The sequence below is a fragment of the Streptomyces sp. NBC_01217 genome (assembly GCF_035994185.1).
Lineage (GTDB): Bacteria > Actinomycetota > Actinomycetes > Streptomycetales > Streptomycetaceae > Streptomyces.
Window position 1 is genome coordinate 2,479,532 of record NZ_CP108538.1, and the last position, 15,067, is coordinate 2,494,598.

Here is a 15,067-nt window from a genome sequence, read left to right on the forward strand (position 1 = left end):
CGGGGACAGACCCGGCCCAGATATACGATCGCTCATCCGCCAGGGCGAAAACGTCCGTCCCAGGGTTGCATTCTTATGCCGCGCATACCGCGGCTGGAGTACGCCGCCTCTCCACCCGCTACTCCACCCTGGGGCGCACCAGACCCGATTCGTACGCGATCACCACCAGTTGGGCCCGGTCCCGGGCGCCCAGTTTCGCCATCGCCCTGTTCACATGGGTCTTGACGGTGAGCGGGCTGACGACGAGCCGCTCGGCGATCTCGTCGTTGGAGTGCCCGCCCGCGACCAGGACCAGCACCTCGCGCTCGCGGCCGGTGAGCGCGGCGAGGCGCTCGGAGTACTCCGCGGCGCTCGGCCCGCCACCGCCCGAGCTGCCTCCCTGCGCGAGGAAGGTGGCGATCAGGCCCTTGGCCGCGGCCGGTGAGAGCAGCGCCTCGCCGCCCGCGGCGACCCGGATGGCATTGAGCAGCTCTTCCGGTTCCGCCCCTTTTCCGAGGAAGCCGGACGCCCCGGCGCGCAGCGACTGCACCACGTACTCGTCCACCTCGAAGGTGGTGAGCATGACGACGCGTACGTCCGCCAGTTCCGGGTCGGCGCTGATCATCCGGGTCGCGGCGAGCCCGTCCGTGCCGGACATCCGGATGTCCATCAGCACCACGTCGGCGCGGGTCGAGCGGGCCAGCTCCACGGCCTGCGCGCCGTCCGCCGCCTCGCCGACCACCTCCATGTCGGCCTCCGAGTCGACCAGCACCCTGAACGCGCTGCGCAGCAGCGCCTGGTCGTCGACGAGCAGCACCTTGATGGGCGGTGTCATGCGCTCTCCCCCGTCGTCATGCACTCTCCCCCGGCTCCGGTGTGCGGTCCTTGACGGGCAGGATCGCATGGACCCGGAATCCGCCGCCGTAGCGGGGCCCGGCGGTGAGGGAGCCGCCGAGCGCGGTGACGCGTTCGCGCATGCCGAGGAGGCCGTGCCCGCCGCCGTCGCCGTTGCGGACACCCCCGCCCGTGCCGTTGTCGATGACGGTGACCTCGGTCGTGGCCCCGACCCGTACGACGCTCACCTCGGCCTTCGCTCCGGGGCCCGCGTGCTTGCGCACATTGGTCAGGGCCTCCTGGATCACCCGGTACGCGGCCAGGTCGACGGCCGCGGGCAGCGGGGGCCGCCGGTCGGTGCAGGCCACCTCGACGGGGAGCCCGGCCCGCCGCACCGTGTCCACAAGCTCGTCGAGGACCGCGAGCCCGGGGGCCGGTTCGGTCGGCGCCTCCGGGTCGCCGGACTGGCGCAGCAGCCCGACGGTGGCCCGCAGTTCGTTGAGCGCGGAGCGGCTGGCCTCGCGGACATGGGCCAGCGCCTCCTTGGCCTGGTCGGGGCGCTTGTCCATGACGTGGGCGGCGACCCCGGCCTGGACGTTGACCAGGGCGATGTGGTGGGCGACGACATCGTGCAGATCGCGGGCGATCCGCAGCCGCTCCTCGGCGACCCGGCGCCGCGCCTCCTCGTCACGGGTGCGCTCGGCCCGTTCGGCGCGCTCCCTGATCGCGTCGACGAAGGCGCGTCTGGAGCGGACCGCGTCCCCCGCGGCACCGGCCATCCCGGTCCAGGCGAAGACACCGAAGTTCTCCTGGCTGTACCAGGGCGCCGCACCGAAGAACATCGCGGCGGCCGTCAGCGCGGCCATGGTCAGCAGCCCGACCCGCCAGGTGGTGGGCCGGTCGGTGCGGGCGGCGACGGTGTACAGCGCGATGACGGTGCTCATCACCACGGGGGCGGCCGGGTCGTAGCTCACCAGCTCCACGACCGTCAGCCCGGCGGTGGCCGCGAGCACCGCCATGGGATTGCGCCGCCGCCAGATGAGCGCCACGGCACCGAGCACCATCAGGAGCACGCTGCCCACCTCTGGCGTGCGGGTGCCGAAGGCGGACCCGTTCGGTGTGCGCGGGTGGACGAGCGACCCGATGATCATGGCCACGAGTACGGCCAGGGCGAGCGCGGTGTCCAGCGCGAGGGGATGGTCGCGCAGCCAGTGCCGGACGCGCAGAACCCCGGTTCCGAGGGTGGTCACGTCAAGCTACGTTACGGCGTGTCGCGCGGGAATCGACCAGGCCGTCAGGGGAAACCGGTACGGAGCGGGCCGAACCGCCGGTGCAACCGCCGGAGCGGACCGCCGCCGGACACGGCCGTGCCCCGTGTCCGGCGGACCGGAACACGGGGCACGGCTGGTGCGAATGCTGGAGAACAGCCGGCGTCAGCCGGGGATCAGACCGTCGTCCCGGAGCATGGCGCGCACCTCTTCGAGGGTCGCGTCGGACGACGGGAGGATCAGTTCGGACGGCTCCAGGGAGTCGTCCGGCAAGGGTGTGCCGAGCTCGCGCACCCTGGCGAGGAGCGCGTGGAGGGTGGAGCGGAAGCCGGGGCCGTCGCCACTCTCCATCTCGGCGAGCAGTTCGTCGTCGAGCTTGTCGAGCTCGGCGATATGACTGTCGGCCAGTTCGACCTGGCCCTCCCCCATGATCCGTACGATCATGACGCTGCCTCAGTTCTTGTCGAACTTGTGCGGGGACTGAGTCGGCTGCTGCTGCGCCGCGTCCTGCGGGCCGCCCTCGATCGCCTGCTGCGGGGTGGAGCCGCCGGCCAGCTCGGCCTTCATGCGCTGCAGCTCCAGCTCCACATCCGTACCACCGGAGATCCGGTCCAGCTCGGCAGCGATGTCGTCCTTCGCCGTGCCGGTCGGGTCGTCCAGGGCGCCGGAGGCGAGCAGCTCGTCGATCGCACCGGCCCGGGCCTGCAGCTGCTGGGTCTTGTCCTCGGCCCGCTGGATCGCCAGGCCGACGTCGCCCATCTCCTCGGAGATCCCGGAGAACGCCTCCCCGATCCGGGTCTGCGCCTGGGCGGCGGTGTAGGTGGCCTTGATGGTCTCCTTCTTGGTGCGGAAGGCATCGACCTTGGCCTGCAGCCGCTGGGCCGCGAGAGTGAGCTTCTCCTCCTCGCCCTGCAGCGTGGTGTGCTGCGTCTCCAGGTCGGTGACCTGCTGCTGGAGTGCGGCGCGCCGGGACAGCGCCTCGCGGGCCAGATCCTCGCGGCCGAGCGCGAGCGCCTTGCGGCCCTGGTCCTCCAGCTTGGACGACTGTCCCTGCAGCTGATTCAGCTGCAGCTCCAGCCGTTTGCGCGAGGTCGCCACATCGGCGACGCCGCGGCGTACCTTCTGAAGCAGCTCCAGCTGCTTCTGGTACGAGTAATCGAGGGTCTCGCGCGGATCCTCGGCCCGGTCAAGGGCCTTGTTTGCCTTCGCGCGGAAGATCATCCCCATACGCTTCATGACACCGCTCATGGGCTTCGCGCGCCCCCTTCTGACGGACTGAGCTCCAGCACTCCAACAGAACCCACAGTACGGGCCCTGCCTCTATTACCGCACTGTTCGAGCACAGATGTGCTCCTCCCCAAGGACGACTGCGCCCGGTCACCGCTCCGGCCCAGGGAGTAGGTGACGGTCGGGGGAATCCGGGGGCGACATCCGTGCGGAACACCCGGGGACACCTGCGAGGACGCAGGCCGTTGCCGGATCGTTCCCGACCGGCCTGGGGTCGCGGCTTTCGAACCCGTACCCTTGGGCCTTGTGTTCCGTAGCCGTTCGAAGGAAGAGAAGGCGCCCACCAACAAGGTGACGGCGGACCTCTCCAAGCAGCCCCGCGACCCGCAGGCCCCCAAAGGTCGCCCCACCCCCAAGCGCAGCGACGCCAATTCGCAGCGCCGTCGTGCCTCCAGTGGCGCGCCGCTCGACCGCAAGGAGGCCTCGAAGCGGCAGCGCGAAGCGCGCCGTGTGGACCTGGCCAAGCAGCGTGAGGCGCTCGCCAGTGGCGACGAGCGCTATCTGCCGGCGCGCGACAAGGGCCCGGTGCGGCGCTTCGTCCGCGACTACGTGGACTCGCGTTTCTGCATCGCGGAGTTCTTCCTGCCGCTCGCTGTGATCATTCTGATCCTCAGCGTGATCCAGGTACAGAACATCCAGAACATCTCGCTGCTGCTCTGGCTCATCGTGATCGTGCTGATCGTGCTCGACTCGATCGGTCTCGCGTTCCGCCTGAAGAAGCAGCTGAACGAGCGCTTCCCCGATACGCCGAAGCGCGGCGCGGTCGCCTACGGCCTGATGCGTACGCTGCAGATGCGTCGGCTCCGGCTGCCGAAGCCGCAGGTCAAGCGTGGAGAGCGGCCCTGAGTACGGACCTCTCCGGCCCGGTCGGCGGTCCGTCCGCCGGCCTGCCGGGCGGTGCCGTCCCCGCCCCCACCCCGGTCACCGTCACCGGGTTCTCGGGAGCCTCATCGGTGTGGCTGAAGGGGCTCGGGGGGCTGCGCAACACCGTCCGCCAGGAGCTCGTCGCCCGCCAGCTCGACGAGCAGATAGCCGGCCGTTTCCCGGTCGGGCAGCGGCTGCGCGTCCTCGACGTCGGCATGGGCCAGGGCACCCAGGCGCTGCGCCTGGCCAGGGCAGGTCACACCGTGACGGGCCTGGAGTCCGACGCCGAGATGCTGCGGGTGGCCCGTGAGGCGCTCGGCAGCGAGCCCGCGGGCATCCGCGAGCGGGTCCGGCTGATCGAGGGCGACGGCCTGGACACCGGGGTGCACTTCCTGCCCGGCAGCTTCGACGTGGTGCTCTGCCACGGCGTGCTGATGTATGTCCGGGAGCCGGACGCAATGCTGGCCGGTCTGGCCCGGATGCTGGCCCCCGGCGGACTGCTCTCGCTGCTCGTACGGAACGCCGACGCGCTGGCGATGCGGCCCGGGACCGCCGGTGACTGGGACGCGGCGCTGGCCGCCTTCGACAGCGACACATGCACCAACCGGCTGGGGCTCACGGTGCGGGCCGACCGGCTGGGCGCGCTGACGGCCACGCTCGCCGGGATCGCGGCGCCCCTGCACGCCTGGTACGGCGTGCGCGTCTTCACGGACAACGTGAGCAACGAGGTGGAGCTGCCGGCCGCCGCCGAGCTGGAGCGGGTGCTGGCCGCGGAGGACCGGGCCGGCCGGACGGATCCGTACCGCGGGGTGGCCGCCCTGCTGCATCTGTGTGGAGTACGGGGCTAGAGCCTCCCCCGGCGCCTCCGGCGTCTTACCCGGTCGGCCGAACCCAGCAGGCCACCAATAGGGTCAAAAGCGATAATCCGGACATGGATGCTTCCCACTTCCGCGGCCCTATACGCCGGCTGCTGCCTCTGACCGCAGGTGCCTGTGCCCTCGCCCTGGTGAGCGTGAGCGGCTGCTCGGACGCGAACTCCGATTCCTCGGCGGCCGAGCCCACGAAGTCGGCCTCCGCTCCCCGGACCGTCGGTGATCTGCAGGACGACTTCCAGGAAGTGATCAAGAACGTGCTGCCGTCGGTCGTGCAGATCGACGCCTCCAACACTCTGGGCTCCGGAGTCGTCTACGACTCCAAGGGCCATATCGTCACCAACGCCCATGTGGTCGGCAACGAGAAGACGTTCAAGGTCACCGTCGCCACCGGCGAGATGGTGCAGAAGGCCTCGCTGGTCGCCACGTATCCGGAACAGGATCTGGCCGTCATCAAGCTCGACAGTGTCCCGGCGGGACTGAAGCCCGCGACGTTCGGTGTCTCGGAGAAGGTCGGGGTGGGACAGATCGTGCTGGCGATGGGCTCGCCGCTCGGGCTGTCCTCCAGCGTCACCCAGGGCATCGTCTCGGCGCTCGGCCGGACCGTGAGCGAGAGCCGCGCGGACGGTGGCACGGGCGCGACGATCGCGAACATGGTGCAGACCTCGGCGGCGATCAACCCGGGCAACAGCGGCGGTGCGCTGGTCAACCTGAACAGCGAGGTGATCGGCATCCCGACGCTGGGGGCGATCGACCCGCAGCTGGGCGACAGCGCGGCGCCGGGGATCGGGTTCGCGATCCCCGTGTCGATGGTGAAGACGGTCGCCGATCAGATCATCAAGAGCGGCAAGGTCACCGACTCGGGCCGGGCGGCGCTGGACATCACCGGCCGCACGGTCGTCGACGACGCCTACCGGCCGGCCGGGGTGGCGCTGGCCGGCGTGGCGAAGGGCGGCGCCGCGGACAAGGCGGGGCTGCGGGTCGGCGACATCATCATCAAGCTGGGGGACGTGCCGGTCACCACGATCACGTCCCTGTCGGAGGCGCTGGCCTCGGACAAGCCGGGCCAGAAGGTCACCGTGACGTACCTGCGCAACGAGGCGGAGAAGACGGCACAGGTCACCCTGGGCGAGATCTAGGGCCGGACGAGAAGCACGAGAAGGAAGGCCCGGGCCCCGGCCGTACGGATTCGGGGACGAGCCCGTACGGCCGGGGGGCGGATCAGCCCTGGTCGGCCTGGAGGCTCATGGGGCCGTAGATCTTCGTCGAGTCGTCGAAGAGCGTCACCTGGTCCGCCCCGCCGTCGAGGAGTTCCTTCCAGTACTCACCGATCCAGGACTCCGCGTCGCCCTGCGTCGTGAACTCCTCCGGCTGCAGGGCCGGCTCCGTCTCCGTACCGTCGGACTTCTCGAACCGCCACGTCCACGCCATGTCCGCCTCCTGGGTCACATTGCTGACCGCAGCCTAATGCCTACCATCGGTGCGGGAACGGGTCCTGCGCCGCGCCCGCCCGGACACCCCAAGTCGCGCACCCGTTGCGCGGACGCGGGAGGATCGGAAGCGTGGAACTGACTCTGCTCGGCACCGGCGCCCCCGACGGGCTGCCGCGGCCCGACTGCCCGTGCGCCGCCTGCGCCACCGCCCGCGGCATGCGTTCGCGGGCCGCGACCGCGCTGCTCGTCGACGACGCGCTGCTGCTCGATCTCACCCCGGGGGCCGTGTTCGCCGCGGCCCGTGCGGGGCACTCGCTCACCGGCGTACGGCAGGTGCTGCTCACCCATCCGCACGACGGACCCGCCGTGGAGGTGCCCGCCGGGCTGCCTCCGGCGGGCAGGGTGCCGGACGGACGGGAGCTGACGCTGATCAGCGGGCACCGGGTGCGGGCGGTGCCGATGGACGCACCGGGGACGGGTTACGAGGTGACCGCTCCGGAGGGCGCACGGCTGCTCTATCTGCCGCCGGGCGCCGCCCCCTCCGGTCTCACGGACCGGGCGGCTCAGCCGTACGACATGGTGGTCGGCGATGTGGTCGGGCGGCCGGACGCGGTGGCGCGGCTGCGTGCCGTCGAGGCGATCGGGCCTGCCAGCGAGATCATCGCCGTCCATCTGGACCACGACGCACCGCCCGGCGCCGAGCTGGACAGGCGGCTCGCGGCGGCCGGCGCACGCGCCGTGCCGGACGGGACGACGCTGCAGGTGGGCGAGTACCACGCGGTGCCTGACGTGCCGCGGCGCACGCTGGTGACGGGCGGTGCCAGGTCGGGGAAGTCGGTGGAGGCCGAGCGGCGTCTGGAGACGTTCCCCGAGGTGGTGTACGTGGCAACAGGCGGCGGCCGGGAAGGGGACGCGGAGTGGGCGGCCCGGATCGGGCTGCACCGGGAGCGCCGGCCGGCCGCCTGGCGCACCGAGGAGACCTGTGAGCTGGTGGAGCTGCTGGCGTCGGACGGGCCTCCGCTGCTGATCGACTGTCTGTCGCTGTGGCTGACGGACGCGATGGACCGGGTGGACGCCTGGGACGACACGGTATGGGCGAACGGCGGCGAGAGAGCGCTGCGGGGGCGGACCGCCGAGCTGGTCGCCGCGGTGCGCGGAACGCGGCGCACGGTCGTCACCGTGACCAATGAGACCGGCTCGGGCGTGGTGCCCGCGACGGCCTCCGGGCGGCGCTTCCGCGACGAGCTGGGCCGGTTGAACGCCGCGTTCGCCGACGAGTGCGAACAGGTGCTGCTGGTGGTGGCCGGACAGGTGCTGACGCTGCGCGGCTGACATCGCTGACATCGCGGACAGGAACAGGAGGAGCGGACATGACCGGTGTACGACCCATGCTGAACGGGGTTCCGGAGACCCTGTTGTGGACGCTCTACAACCGGGCGTACGAGGCGGGACGGCCCTACCCCGTGCTGGACGATCCGATGGCGCTGAGGCTGCTGGAGGATCTGGACTACCCCTTCGAGGAGCGGTTCGGGCGGCCGAACGCGTTCCACTCCCAGGCCCAGGGGCTGCGCTCGCGCTGCTTCGACCTGGCCGTGCAGGGGTATCTCGCCGACCGGCCGCAGGCCACCGTGGTCGCGCTCGGCGACGGACTGGAGACCGGCTTCTGGCGGGTCGACAACGGCCGGCTGAACTGGCTGAGCGTGGAGCCGCCCGAGGTCGCCGAGCTGCGCCGGGCACTGCTGCCCGCCTCGGACCGGCTGCGCACCCTGTCCTGTTCGGCCACCGATCCGTCCTGGCTGGACGAGATCGAGGACCCGGAGGGCCGCGGCGTGGTCGTCACGACGCAGGGGCTGCTGATGTATCTGCCGCCCGCGGAGGTGCGGAAGATCCTGGCGGCCTGTGCCGAGCGGCTGCCCGGCGGCATCCTCGTACTGGACACGATGGCGCGCTGGCTGGCCAGGGGCACGGTGGCCGGCAGGTCGAAGGTCGGCGCGATGACCATTCCGCCGATGCGCTGGGCGATGAACCCCGGCGAGCGGCACAAGCTGCGCGGCGCGCATCCGGGGATCACCGAGGTGCGGGCGCTGCGGCTGCCGCGGGGGCGGGGTGCGATGGGCGAGCTGATCCGGATCCAGTCGCTGCTGCCGGGGCTGCGGACCCTGACGCCCGCGATGACGCAGCTGCGGTTCGGGTACGGGAACCAGGACTGACCGGTCGTCAGAAACGCGGCGGGTACTGTTCCGCAGTGAGCCCGCCGCCGGGCTCGCCGGCCCACTCCACGTATCGACCCGCGAGGCAGACCCCCGTGAATCTGGACGACTTCTCCGATCTGATCGAACGCCCCGACGGCGGCGTACGGCGCGACGCCGAGGAACGCCGGGAGCGCCTGGTCGTTCCCCCCGGCGCCCTCGGCCGCCTGGACGAGCTGGGCGAATGGCTCTCGGCCGCCCAGCAGACCGTCCCGGTCAGGGCGATCGAGCAGCCGCGCGTGGTGCTCTTCGCCGGTGACCACGGGGTGGCCGAGCTGGGTGTCTCGGGGCGCGCGGCGGGGAGTGCGTACGAGCTGGTGCGGGCCACGCTGGAGGGCGCGACTCCGCTCGCCGTGCTGGCCCGGCAGTTCTCCGTACCGGTACGGATCGTGGACGCCGCGCTGGACTGCGACCCGGAGCTGCTGCCCGAGTCGGTGGTACGTCACCGGGTGCGGCGCGGCAGCGGCCGGATCGACGTCGAGAACGCGCTGACGACCGAGGAGGCCGAGCAGGCGGTGCGTCTGGGCATGGCGATCGCCGACGAGGAGGCCGACTCGGGCACCGATCTGGTGGTGCTCGGCGATCTGAGCGTCGGCGGTACGACGGCCGCGGCCACGCTGATCGCGGCGCTGTGCGGCACGGACGCCTCGGTGGTCACCGGGCGCGGCGGCGCGGGCATCGACGATCTGGCGTGGATGCGCAAGTGTGCGGCGATCCGGGACGCGCTGCGGCGGGCCCGGCCGGTCCTCGGTGATCAGCTGGAGCTGCTGGCCACGGTGGGCGGCGCGGATCTGGCGGCGACGACCGGGTTCCTGCTGCAGTGCGCGGTGCGCAGGCTGCCGGTGATCCTGGACGGTGTGGTCTCGGCGGCCTGTGCGCTGGTGGGTCAGCGGGCGGCCTTCCGGGCGCCGGACTGGTGGCTGGCGGGGCAGGCGAGCGGCGAGCCGGCGCAGACCAAGGCACTGGACCGGATGGCGCTCAACCCGTTGCTGGACCACGGCGTCATCGTGGGCGAGGGAAGTGGGGCACTGCTCGCGCTTCCGCTGGTCCGGGCCGCGGCCGCGCTGGCGGCGGAGCTGCCCGAGCGCGCACCCGTCGACGACGAGAAGGACGGCGGGGACGAAGCCGGCGAAGGGGCCGACGGAAGCGACACGGACGGCGACGCGACCGACGGCTGACGGACCGGCAGGCCTGCTGCCGCCGGTCACCGGCCGCAGCGCAGTCCCTTCGCCGCAGTCCCCTGATCGCAGTTCCCTCATGCAGCGCGATGCACCATATGATCGCTTTTCATGGGAGAGGTCCGATTGGTCACCGAGGAATCCGGGCGGGGCGACACCCGGTCGGGGAGCACCGTCCGCTCACGCCGCAGCGCCGCGTTCGCCATCTGGTACCTGCGCGTCGTGTCGTTCATCAATTTCCTCAGCGCCGTCTGGGTCTCGCTCGGCAACGATCTGCGCCGTCGCAACACCGCGAACTACTTCACCCCCTATCTGCTCACCGCGGGCTTCTCCTCCGGGGTGGTCGCGCTCTTCCTCGCGATCACCATGCGCCGTCGCAAGCGGGCCGCATGGATCGTGAACACGGTGGTGAGCAGTCTTCTGCTGCTGCTCTTCGCCCTGGTGATCCCGTTCCCGGAGGTCCGGCAGTACTTGCAGAACTGGATCTCGCTGGCACTGACCGCCGTCTTCGTCCTGGCGCTCCTGCTCGGCCGGCGCGAGTTCTACGCGAAGGGCGACCGGTCCAACCCGAAACTGGCCGCCGTCGTCGCGGTCGGCGGGCTGCTGGCCACCTCACTGGTCGCCGCGGGCCTGGTCACCCTCACCAACACCGCGCAGGACGGCTACCGCTCGTCCTTCCTGGAACGCTGGCGCTACGGCGCCCTGCGGCTGGTCTCGGTCGCCGTCAACAACGCCCGCTACCCCGGCATCTCCACGCCCGGCTGGGTCAATGTCACCATCAACATCCTCTCCACGCTGCTGCTGATCGCCGTCGTGTACGCGGCGTTCCGGTCCCGCCGGGCCGTCGACCCCATCACCCCCGAGGACGAGGCCCGGCTGCGGGCGCTGCTCGACAGGCACGGCGAGCGCGACTCGCTCGGCTACTTCGCGCTGCGCCGGGAGAAGAGCGTCATCTGGTCGCCGACCGGGAAGGCCGCTGTCGCCTATCGGGTGGTCGGCGGTGTCTCGCTCGCCTCCGGTGATCCCATCGGCGACCCGGAGGCCTGGCCGGGCGCGATCGAACCCTGGCTGGCCGAGGCCCGCGCGCACGGCTGGATCCCGGCGGTGATGGGGGTGAGCGAGGAGGGCGGCACCGTCTACGCGCGACACGGCCTCGACGCCCTGGAGCTGGGCGACGAAGCGATCGTGGAGACCGCCGAGTTCACCCTCGAAGGACGGGCGATGCGGACCGTCCGCCAGGCGTACAACCGGGTGAAGCGCGCCGGGTACGACGTGACCGTGCGCCGGCACGCCGAGATCCCCGACGAGGAGATGGCCGAACTGGTGCGGCGCGCCGACGACTGGCGCGACGGGGCGACCGAGCGCGGCTTCTCCATGGCGCTCGGCCGGCTCGGCGATCCGGCCGACGGACAGTGCGTGATGCTCGAATGCCGCAACGCACCCGACGGGAAGAACGGTGAGCCGGGCGAGTTGCGCGCCGTGCTGAGCTTTGTGCCGTGGGGGCCGAACGGCCTCTCGCTGGACCTGATGCGCCGTGACCGGGACGCGGAGAACGGCCTGATGGAGTTCATGGTCATCGAACTCCTGCAGCGCGCCGAAGAGATCGGGATCACTCAGGTCTCGCTGAACTTCGCGATGTTCAGGTCCGTCTTCGAGCGGGGTTCACGGCTCGGCGCCGGACCGGTGCTGAGGCTGTGGCGCTCGATGCTCGGCTTCTTCTCGCGCTGGTGGCAGATCGAGTCGCTGTACCGCGCCAACGCCAAGTACCGACCGATCTGGGAGCCGCGCTTCATGCTCTTCGAGAAGAGCTCCGACCTGCTGCGCATCGGCCTCGCCGCGGGCCGTGCCGAAGGGTTCCTGGAGGCGCCCGGTCTGCCCAAGTGGCTGCACCGCTCGCATCTCGGGACCGGTGGATGAGACCCGTACGCGCGCTGGGCCGGGCGGCCCGCCGCGAGTGGGGTCCGCTCGCGGGGACCGTACGCGCGGCGCTCGTCTCCTCCCGACTGCGGGCGGTCCCGATGACGCTCGCCGCGGTCTGTCTGACGGCGCTGCTCCAGACGGTGCAGAACCGGTCGTGGGGCGCGGGGGCGGTGCACGGGCTCGGGACGGTGCGGGCCGGGGATCCGCTGGGGGAGGCTCTGCTGCGTACCCCGTTGTCGCTGTTCGTCCCGGCGCCGGATCTGCCGGTGTGGGGGGCGCTGGCGCAGATCCTGGTGGTGTTCGGGACCGCCGAGATCTGTCTGGGCCGGTGGCGCACGCTCGTGATCGCGTACGTCGCGACGCTGGCCGGGACGCTGTACGCGCGAATCGGGGTCGCGCTCGGCCCCGACGGGCTGTTCGGGCTGCCCGCCTCCGATGCCCGGGTCGTCGACACCGGTCCGTCGGCGGCGGTGGTCGGTCTCGCCGTGTACGTGTGCTGCGTCTACCGGGCCTGGTTCACCGGAGGGCTGGTGATCGCGGCGATGGTGGTCGAGGTGATCTGCGAGGACAATCTGGCCGGCAAGGAGCATCTCGCGGCGATCGCCGCCGTGCTCGTGCTGTGCGCCGTCACGGTCGGCCGGGACCGGCGGCTGCGCCGCCGCGGTCAGGGCTTGCGCCCCGGCACCGGGACCCGGTCCGGCGCACCGCCGATCAGGTCCTGAAATCTGCGGCGCGGGCCCGCCCAGCGCACATCGTGGTGGTAGGCGCGCAGCACCGACCGGGCGCGGGTGCGATGGCGGTTGCGGTAGAAGCGCTTGGCCCACATCGAGGCCGGCCGGGCCAGCCGGACCGCTCCGATCAGCGCGACGAACGGGACGAGGGTGCCGACGACCGCGAGCCGCGCCTTGCCCTTGAACAGGGCGATCAGCACGAAGCAGAAGTTGATGACCAGGGTCAGGATGACGCCGAGCCTGCCCTGCTGCTGATCGCTGCTCAGCTCGTTCACGCCGAACGGTGAGAATCCGGCCAGGACCAGCAGCACCAGCGCCGCGGTGAGAACCACGACCTCCACGCTCTGGCGGCCCTCCTCGGTCCAGTACACGTCGTCGAGGTGGAGGATCAGGGCGAACTCGTCGAGGACCAGCCCCGCGCCCATGCCGAAGATCACCGCGAAGACCCCCGCGGTGACGCTTTGGCGCCCGCTGGCGACCGCCCCGAAGCCGCCGACGACGCTCAGCACCACGCCGGGCACCACATGGTGGACATGCAGCCCGCCGGGCGTGATGTTGCGGAATGGGCCCTTCCCCGCCCGGATCATCCGGGTGATGACCCGGGTCACGGCGAAGGTGAGCACGAAGGCGGCCAAGGCGAGGAGCAGCGGCAGCTTCCCCGGCTCGACGATGTTCTGATCGAACCAGTGACCCATGCCACCCGCTCCCGATAAGTTGCTTTTGCCATGGTCCGTCGCGTTCCGCACAATCTATCGGCCCGTCACACCGATTAGCCTGCGCGCCGTGACCTCCCTGAACAGCCATGGGCTGCGTTTCGCCTTCGGCACCCTGACCGTGCTCCCCGTCCGCGTCACCCGCTGGGACCGCCGGGCCGCCCGCGCCGGGATGCTGTGCGCACCGCTCGCCGGTCTCGTCGTGGGGCTGCTAGCGGCGGTGCCCGGCGCCGTACTGCTGCTGCTCGGCTCCGGTCCGCTGCTCGCCGCGGTCGCCTCCGCCGCCGTGCCCGCGGTGCTGACCCGGGGTCTGCATCTGGACGGTCTCGCGGACACCGCCGACGGCCTGGGCAGCGGCAGGCCCGCCGACGACGCGCTGCGGATCATGAAGCAGTCGGACATCGGGCCGTTCGGTGTGATCACGCTGCTGTTCGTGCTGCTGGCCCAGGTCGCGGCCCTTGAGCAGCTGTACGGGCAGAGCTGGGCGCACGGCGCGGTGGCGGCGGCCGTCGCCGCGGTCACCGGCCGGCTGGCGCTCGCCCTGGCTTCCCGTCAGGGTGTGCCCGCGGCCCGTCCGGAGGGGCTGGGCGCGGCGGTGGCGGGGACGGTCCCGGCAGGTGCCGCGGTGGCGGTCGGGGCCGTCGTGGTCGCGGCCTGCGCGGGCGCCGGTGCGCTGTTCGGTGGGTACGGAGCGCTGCACCATGCCCTCGCCGTACCGGCCGCCCTGGGCGTCGCCCACCTGCTGCTGCGGCACTGTGTGCGGCGCTTCGGCGGGGTGACCGGCGATGTCTTCGGCGCACTGGAGGAGACGGCGGCGACGGCGGCCCTGGTGGCCCTGGCACTCGGCTAGGGTCTGCGGCTCCAAAGCGTACGCGAAGGAGCTAGCGCTTCGGGCACTCCTGGCGCCACACGCCCAGCTCGTACCGCTTGCGCAGCGAGCTGAGCCCCAGCCGCTTCGACCGGGCGCAGAACCGGGCGACCGGCAGCTCGTACTCCACGTGGAAGACGGCCTTGCCCGCCTTCACGAACGGTGTGAGGGCCTCGCACTCCTCGTACTGGGCGCACTGCTCATTGACCGCGAAGTCGAAGTCCGGCTCCAGCTCCGGGATCTGGCCGAGGTCGTTCTTCAGGCCGACGGCGAGTTCGTGGCGGTGGGCGATCCGGGCGATGAGCCGGTTGTAGCGCAGCTGGTCGGCGGCGGTCAGCGGGAAGCCCGTGCGGTTGCGGTAGCCGTCCATGTTGTCGGGCTCCACCGCGTCGAAGCCCTTCTTCGCGCACATCGCGATCCGCGCCTCCATCAATGGCTCAAGGACCTCCGTGCGGCGGATGTCGAGCCACCGCTCCCCCGCCCAGCCGTTGCCCTTCCCCCGCACCGATGCGGGAAACTTCCCGGCGTCCGGGCGGAACTCCTCCCAGGCGCCGGTGGACAGGTAGCAGATCACCTTGCGGCCCCGGCGGTGCAGATCGGCGACCGCCGACGCCTCGTGCTCGAAGCCGTCGATGTCGTACACAGGAACGTCCACCGTGGGGTCCAGCCGGCCGGAGAGCTGCCACTGCCAGCCGGTCCCCGGCTCCGGCCGCCAGGAGTGCCCGGCGGCGGGTTCCGGCGCCGCGGTGCACCCGGTCAGCAGGGCCAGCAGAATCAGCACGGTGACCGGCAGTCGCGGCCCCGCCCCGCTCACGCGTACAGCCCCACGGGCGCGCATGGTTCTCCCCCCGACGGTCCGCCACCGCCAACG

16 protein-coding genes are annotated in these 15,067 nt (G+C 71.7%); 9 read left to right on the plus strand and 7 right to left on the minus strand.

Features of this window, described 5'->3' with window-relative positions:
* Positions 1–118 precede the first annotated feature (118 nt).
* The 4 genes from OG507_RS10815 to OG507_RS10830 form a co-directional block, all read right to left on the minus strand.
* Complete coding sequence (locus OG507_RS10815; protein ID WP_327366961.1) at positions 119–814, minus strand: response regulator transcription factor; 696 nt, start codon at positions 812–814, stop codon at positions 119–121.
* 16 nt (positions 815–830) lie between these two features.
* Positions 831–2,063: a sensor histidine kinase gene (locus OG507_RS10820; protein ID WP_327366962.1), complete on the minus strand. Its 1,233-nt coding sequence runs from the start codon at positions 2,061–2,063 to the stop codon at positions 831–833.
* Positions 2,064–2,246: 183 nt separating this feature from the next.
* Entirely contained in the window at positions 2,247–2,525 is a 279-nt protein-coding gene (gene pspAA, locus OG507_RS10825) for a PspA-associated protein PspAA (RefSeq protein ID WP_327366963.1), read from the minus strand.
* A 9-nt stretch (positions 2,526–2,534) separates the two neighbouring features.
* The gene (locus tag OG507_RS10830; RefSeq protein ID WP_327366965.1) at positions 2,535–3,317 is read right to left on the minus strand and encodes a PspA/IM30 family protein; all 783 of its coding nucleotides are present in this window, start codon (positions 3,315–3,317) and stop codon (positions 2,535–2,537) included.
* Between the two features lie 297 nt (positions 3,318–3,614).
* On the opposite strand from OG507_RS10830, the gene OG507_RS10835 reads away from it, so the two are divergent.
* The 3 genes from OG507_RS10835 to OG507_RS10845 all read left to right on the plus strand — a co-directional run bounded on the left by OG507_RS10835 (position 3,615) and on the right by OG507_RS10845 (position 6,243).
* Positions 3,615–4,214 carry a DUF3043 domain-containing protein gene (locus OG507_RS10835; protein WP_327366966.1) on the plus strand — a complete coding sequence of 200 codons (600 nt, stop codon included), beginning with the start codon at positions 3,615–3,617 and terminating at the stop codon, positions 4,212–4,214.
* A 131-nt stretch (positions 4,215–4,345) separates the two neighbouring features.
* Entirely contained in the window at positions 4,346–5,080 is a 735-nt protein-coding gene (locus OG507_RS10840) for a class I SAM-dependent methyltransferase (RefSeq protein WP_327371928.1), read from the plus strand.
* 83 nt (positions 5,081–5,163) lie between these two features.
* Positions 5,164–6,243: a S1C family serine protease gene (locus OG507_RS10845; protein ID WP_327366967.1), complete on the plus strand. Its 1,080-nt coding sequence runs from the start codon at positions 5,164–5,166 to the stop codon at positions 6,241–6,243.
* An 82-nt stretch (positions 6,244–6,325) separates the two neighbouring features.
* On the opposite strand, the gene OG507_RS10850 is transcribed toward OG507_RS10845, so the two are convergent.
* Positions 6,326–6,535 (minus strand): hypothetical protein, encoded by a 210-nt coding sequence (locus tag OG507_RS10850; RefSeq protein WP_072483289.1) that lies wholly within the window; start codon positions 6,533–6,535, stop codon positions 6,326–6,328.
* A 131-nt stretch (positions 6,536–6,666) separates the two neighbouring features.
* On the opposite strand from OG507_RS10850, the gene OG507_RS10855 reads away from it, so the two are divergent.
* The 5 genes from OG507_RS10855 (at position 6,667) to OG507_RS10875 (ending at position 12,606) form a co-directional block, all read left to right on the plus strand.
* Positions 6,667–7,869 carry a bifunctional adenosylcobinamide kinase/adenosylcobinamide-phosphate guanylyltransferase gene (locus OG507_RS10855; RefSeq protein WP_327366968.1) on the plus strand — a complete coding sequence of 401 codons (1,203 nt, stop codon included), beginning with the start codon at positions 6,667–6,669 and terminating at the stop codon, positions 7,867–7,869.
* A 38-nt stretch (positions 7,870–7,907) separates the two neighbouring features.
* A complete protein-coding gene (locus OG507_RS10860; RefSeq protein ID WP_327366969.1) occupies positions 7,908–8,747 on the plus strand; it encodes a class I SAM-dependent methyltransferase in 840 nt (279 codons plus the stop codon).
* Positions 8,748–8,842: 95 nt separating this feature from the next.
* The gene (gene cobT / locus OG507_RS10865) at positions 8,843–9,964 is read left to right on the plus strand and encodes a nicotinate-nucleotide--dimethylbenzimidazole phosphoribosyltransferase (protein ID WP_327371929.1); all 1,122 of its coding nucleotides are present in this window, start codon (positions 8,843–8,845) and stop codon (positions 9,962–9,964) included.
* A 111-nt stretch (positions 9,965–10,075) separates the two neighbouring features.
* Positions 10,076–11,881: a phosphatidylglycerol lysyltransferase domain-containing protein gene (locus OG507_RS10870; RefSeq protein ID WP_327366970.1), complete on the plus strand. Its 1,806-nt coding sequence runs from the start codon at positions 10,076–10,078 to the stop codon at positions 11,879–11,881.
* On the plus strand, positions 11,878–12,606 hold the full coding sequence (locus OG507_RS10875; RefSeq protein ID WP_327366971.1) for a hypothetical protein: 729 nt from the start codon (positions 11,878–11,880) through the stop codon (positions 12,604–12,606). The genes OG507_RS10870 and OG507_RS10875 overlap by 4 nt, the downstream gene beginning before the upstream one ends.
* On the opposite strand, the gene OG507_RS10880 is transcribed toward OG507_RS10875, so the two are convergent.
* Positions 12,549–13,310, minus strand: coding sequence for a hypothetical protein (locus tag OG507_RS10880; RefSeq protein ID WP_327366972.1), 762 nt, complete (start codon positions 13,308–13,310; stop codon positions 12,549–12,551). The genes OG507_RS10875 and OG507_RS10880 overlap by 58 nt on opposite strands.
* A gap of 88 nt (positions 13,311–13,398) precedes the next feature.
* On the opposite strand from OG507_RS10880, the gene OG507_RS10885 reads away from it, so the two are divergent.
* Complete coding sequence (locus OG507_RS10885; protein ID WP_327366973.1) at positions 13,399–14,178, plus strand: adenosylcobinamide-GDP ribazoletransferase; 780 nt, start codon at positions 13,399–13,401, stop codon at positions 14,176–14,178.
* Between the two features lie 31 nt (positions 14,179–14,209).
* Here OG507_RS10885 and OG507_RS10890 read toward each other — a convergent pair whose 3' ends face one another.
* On the minus strand, positions 14,210–15,034 hold the full coding sequence (locus tag OG507_RS10890; RefSeq protein ID WP_327366974.1) for an endo alpha-1,4 polygalactosaminidase: 825 nt from the start codon (positions 15,032–15,034) through the stop codon (positions 14,210–14,212).
* Between the last annotated feature and the right edge of the window lie 33 nt (positions 15,035–15,067).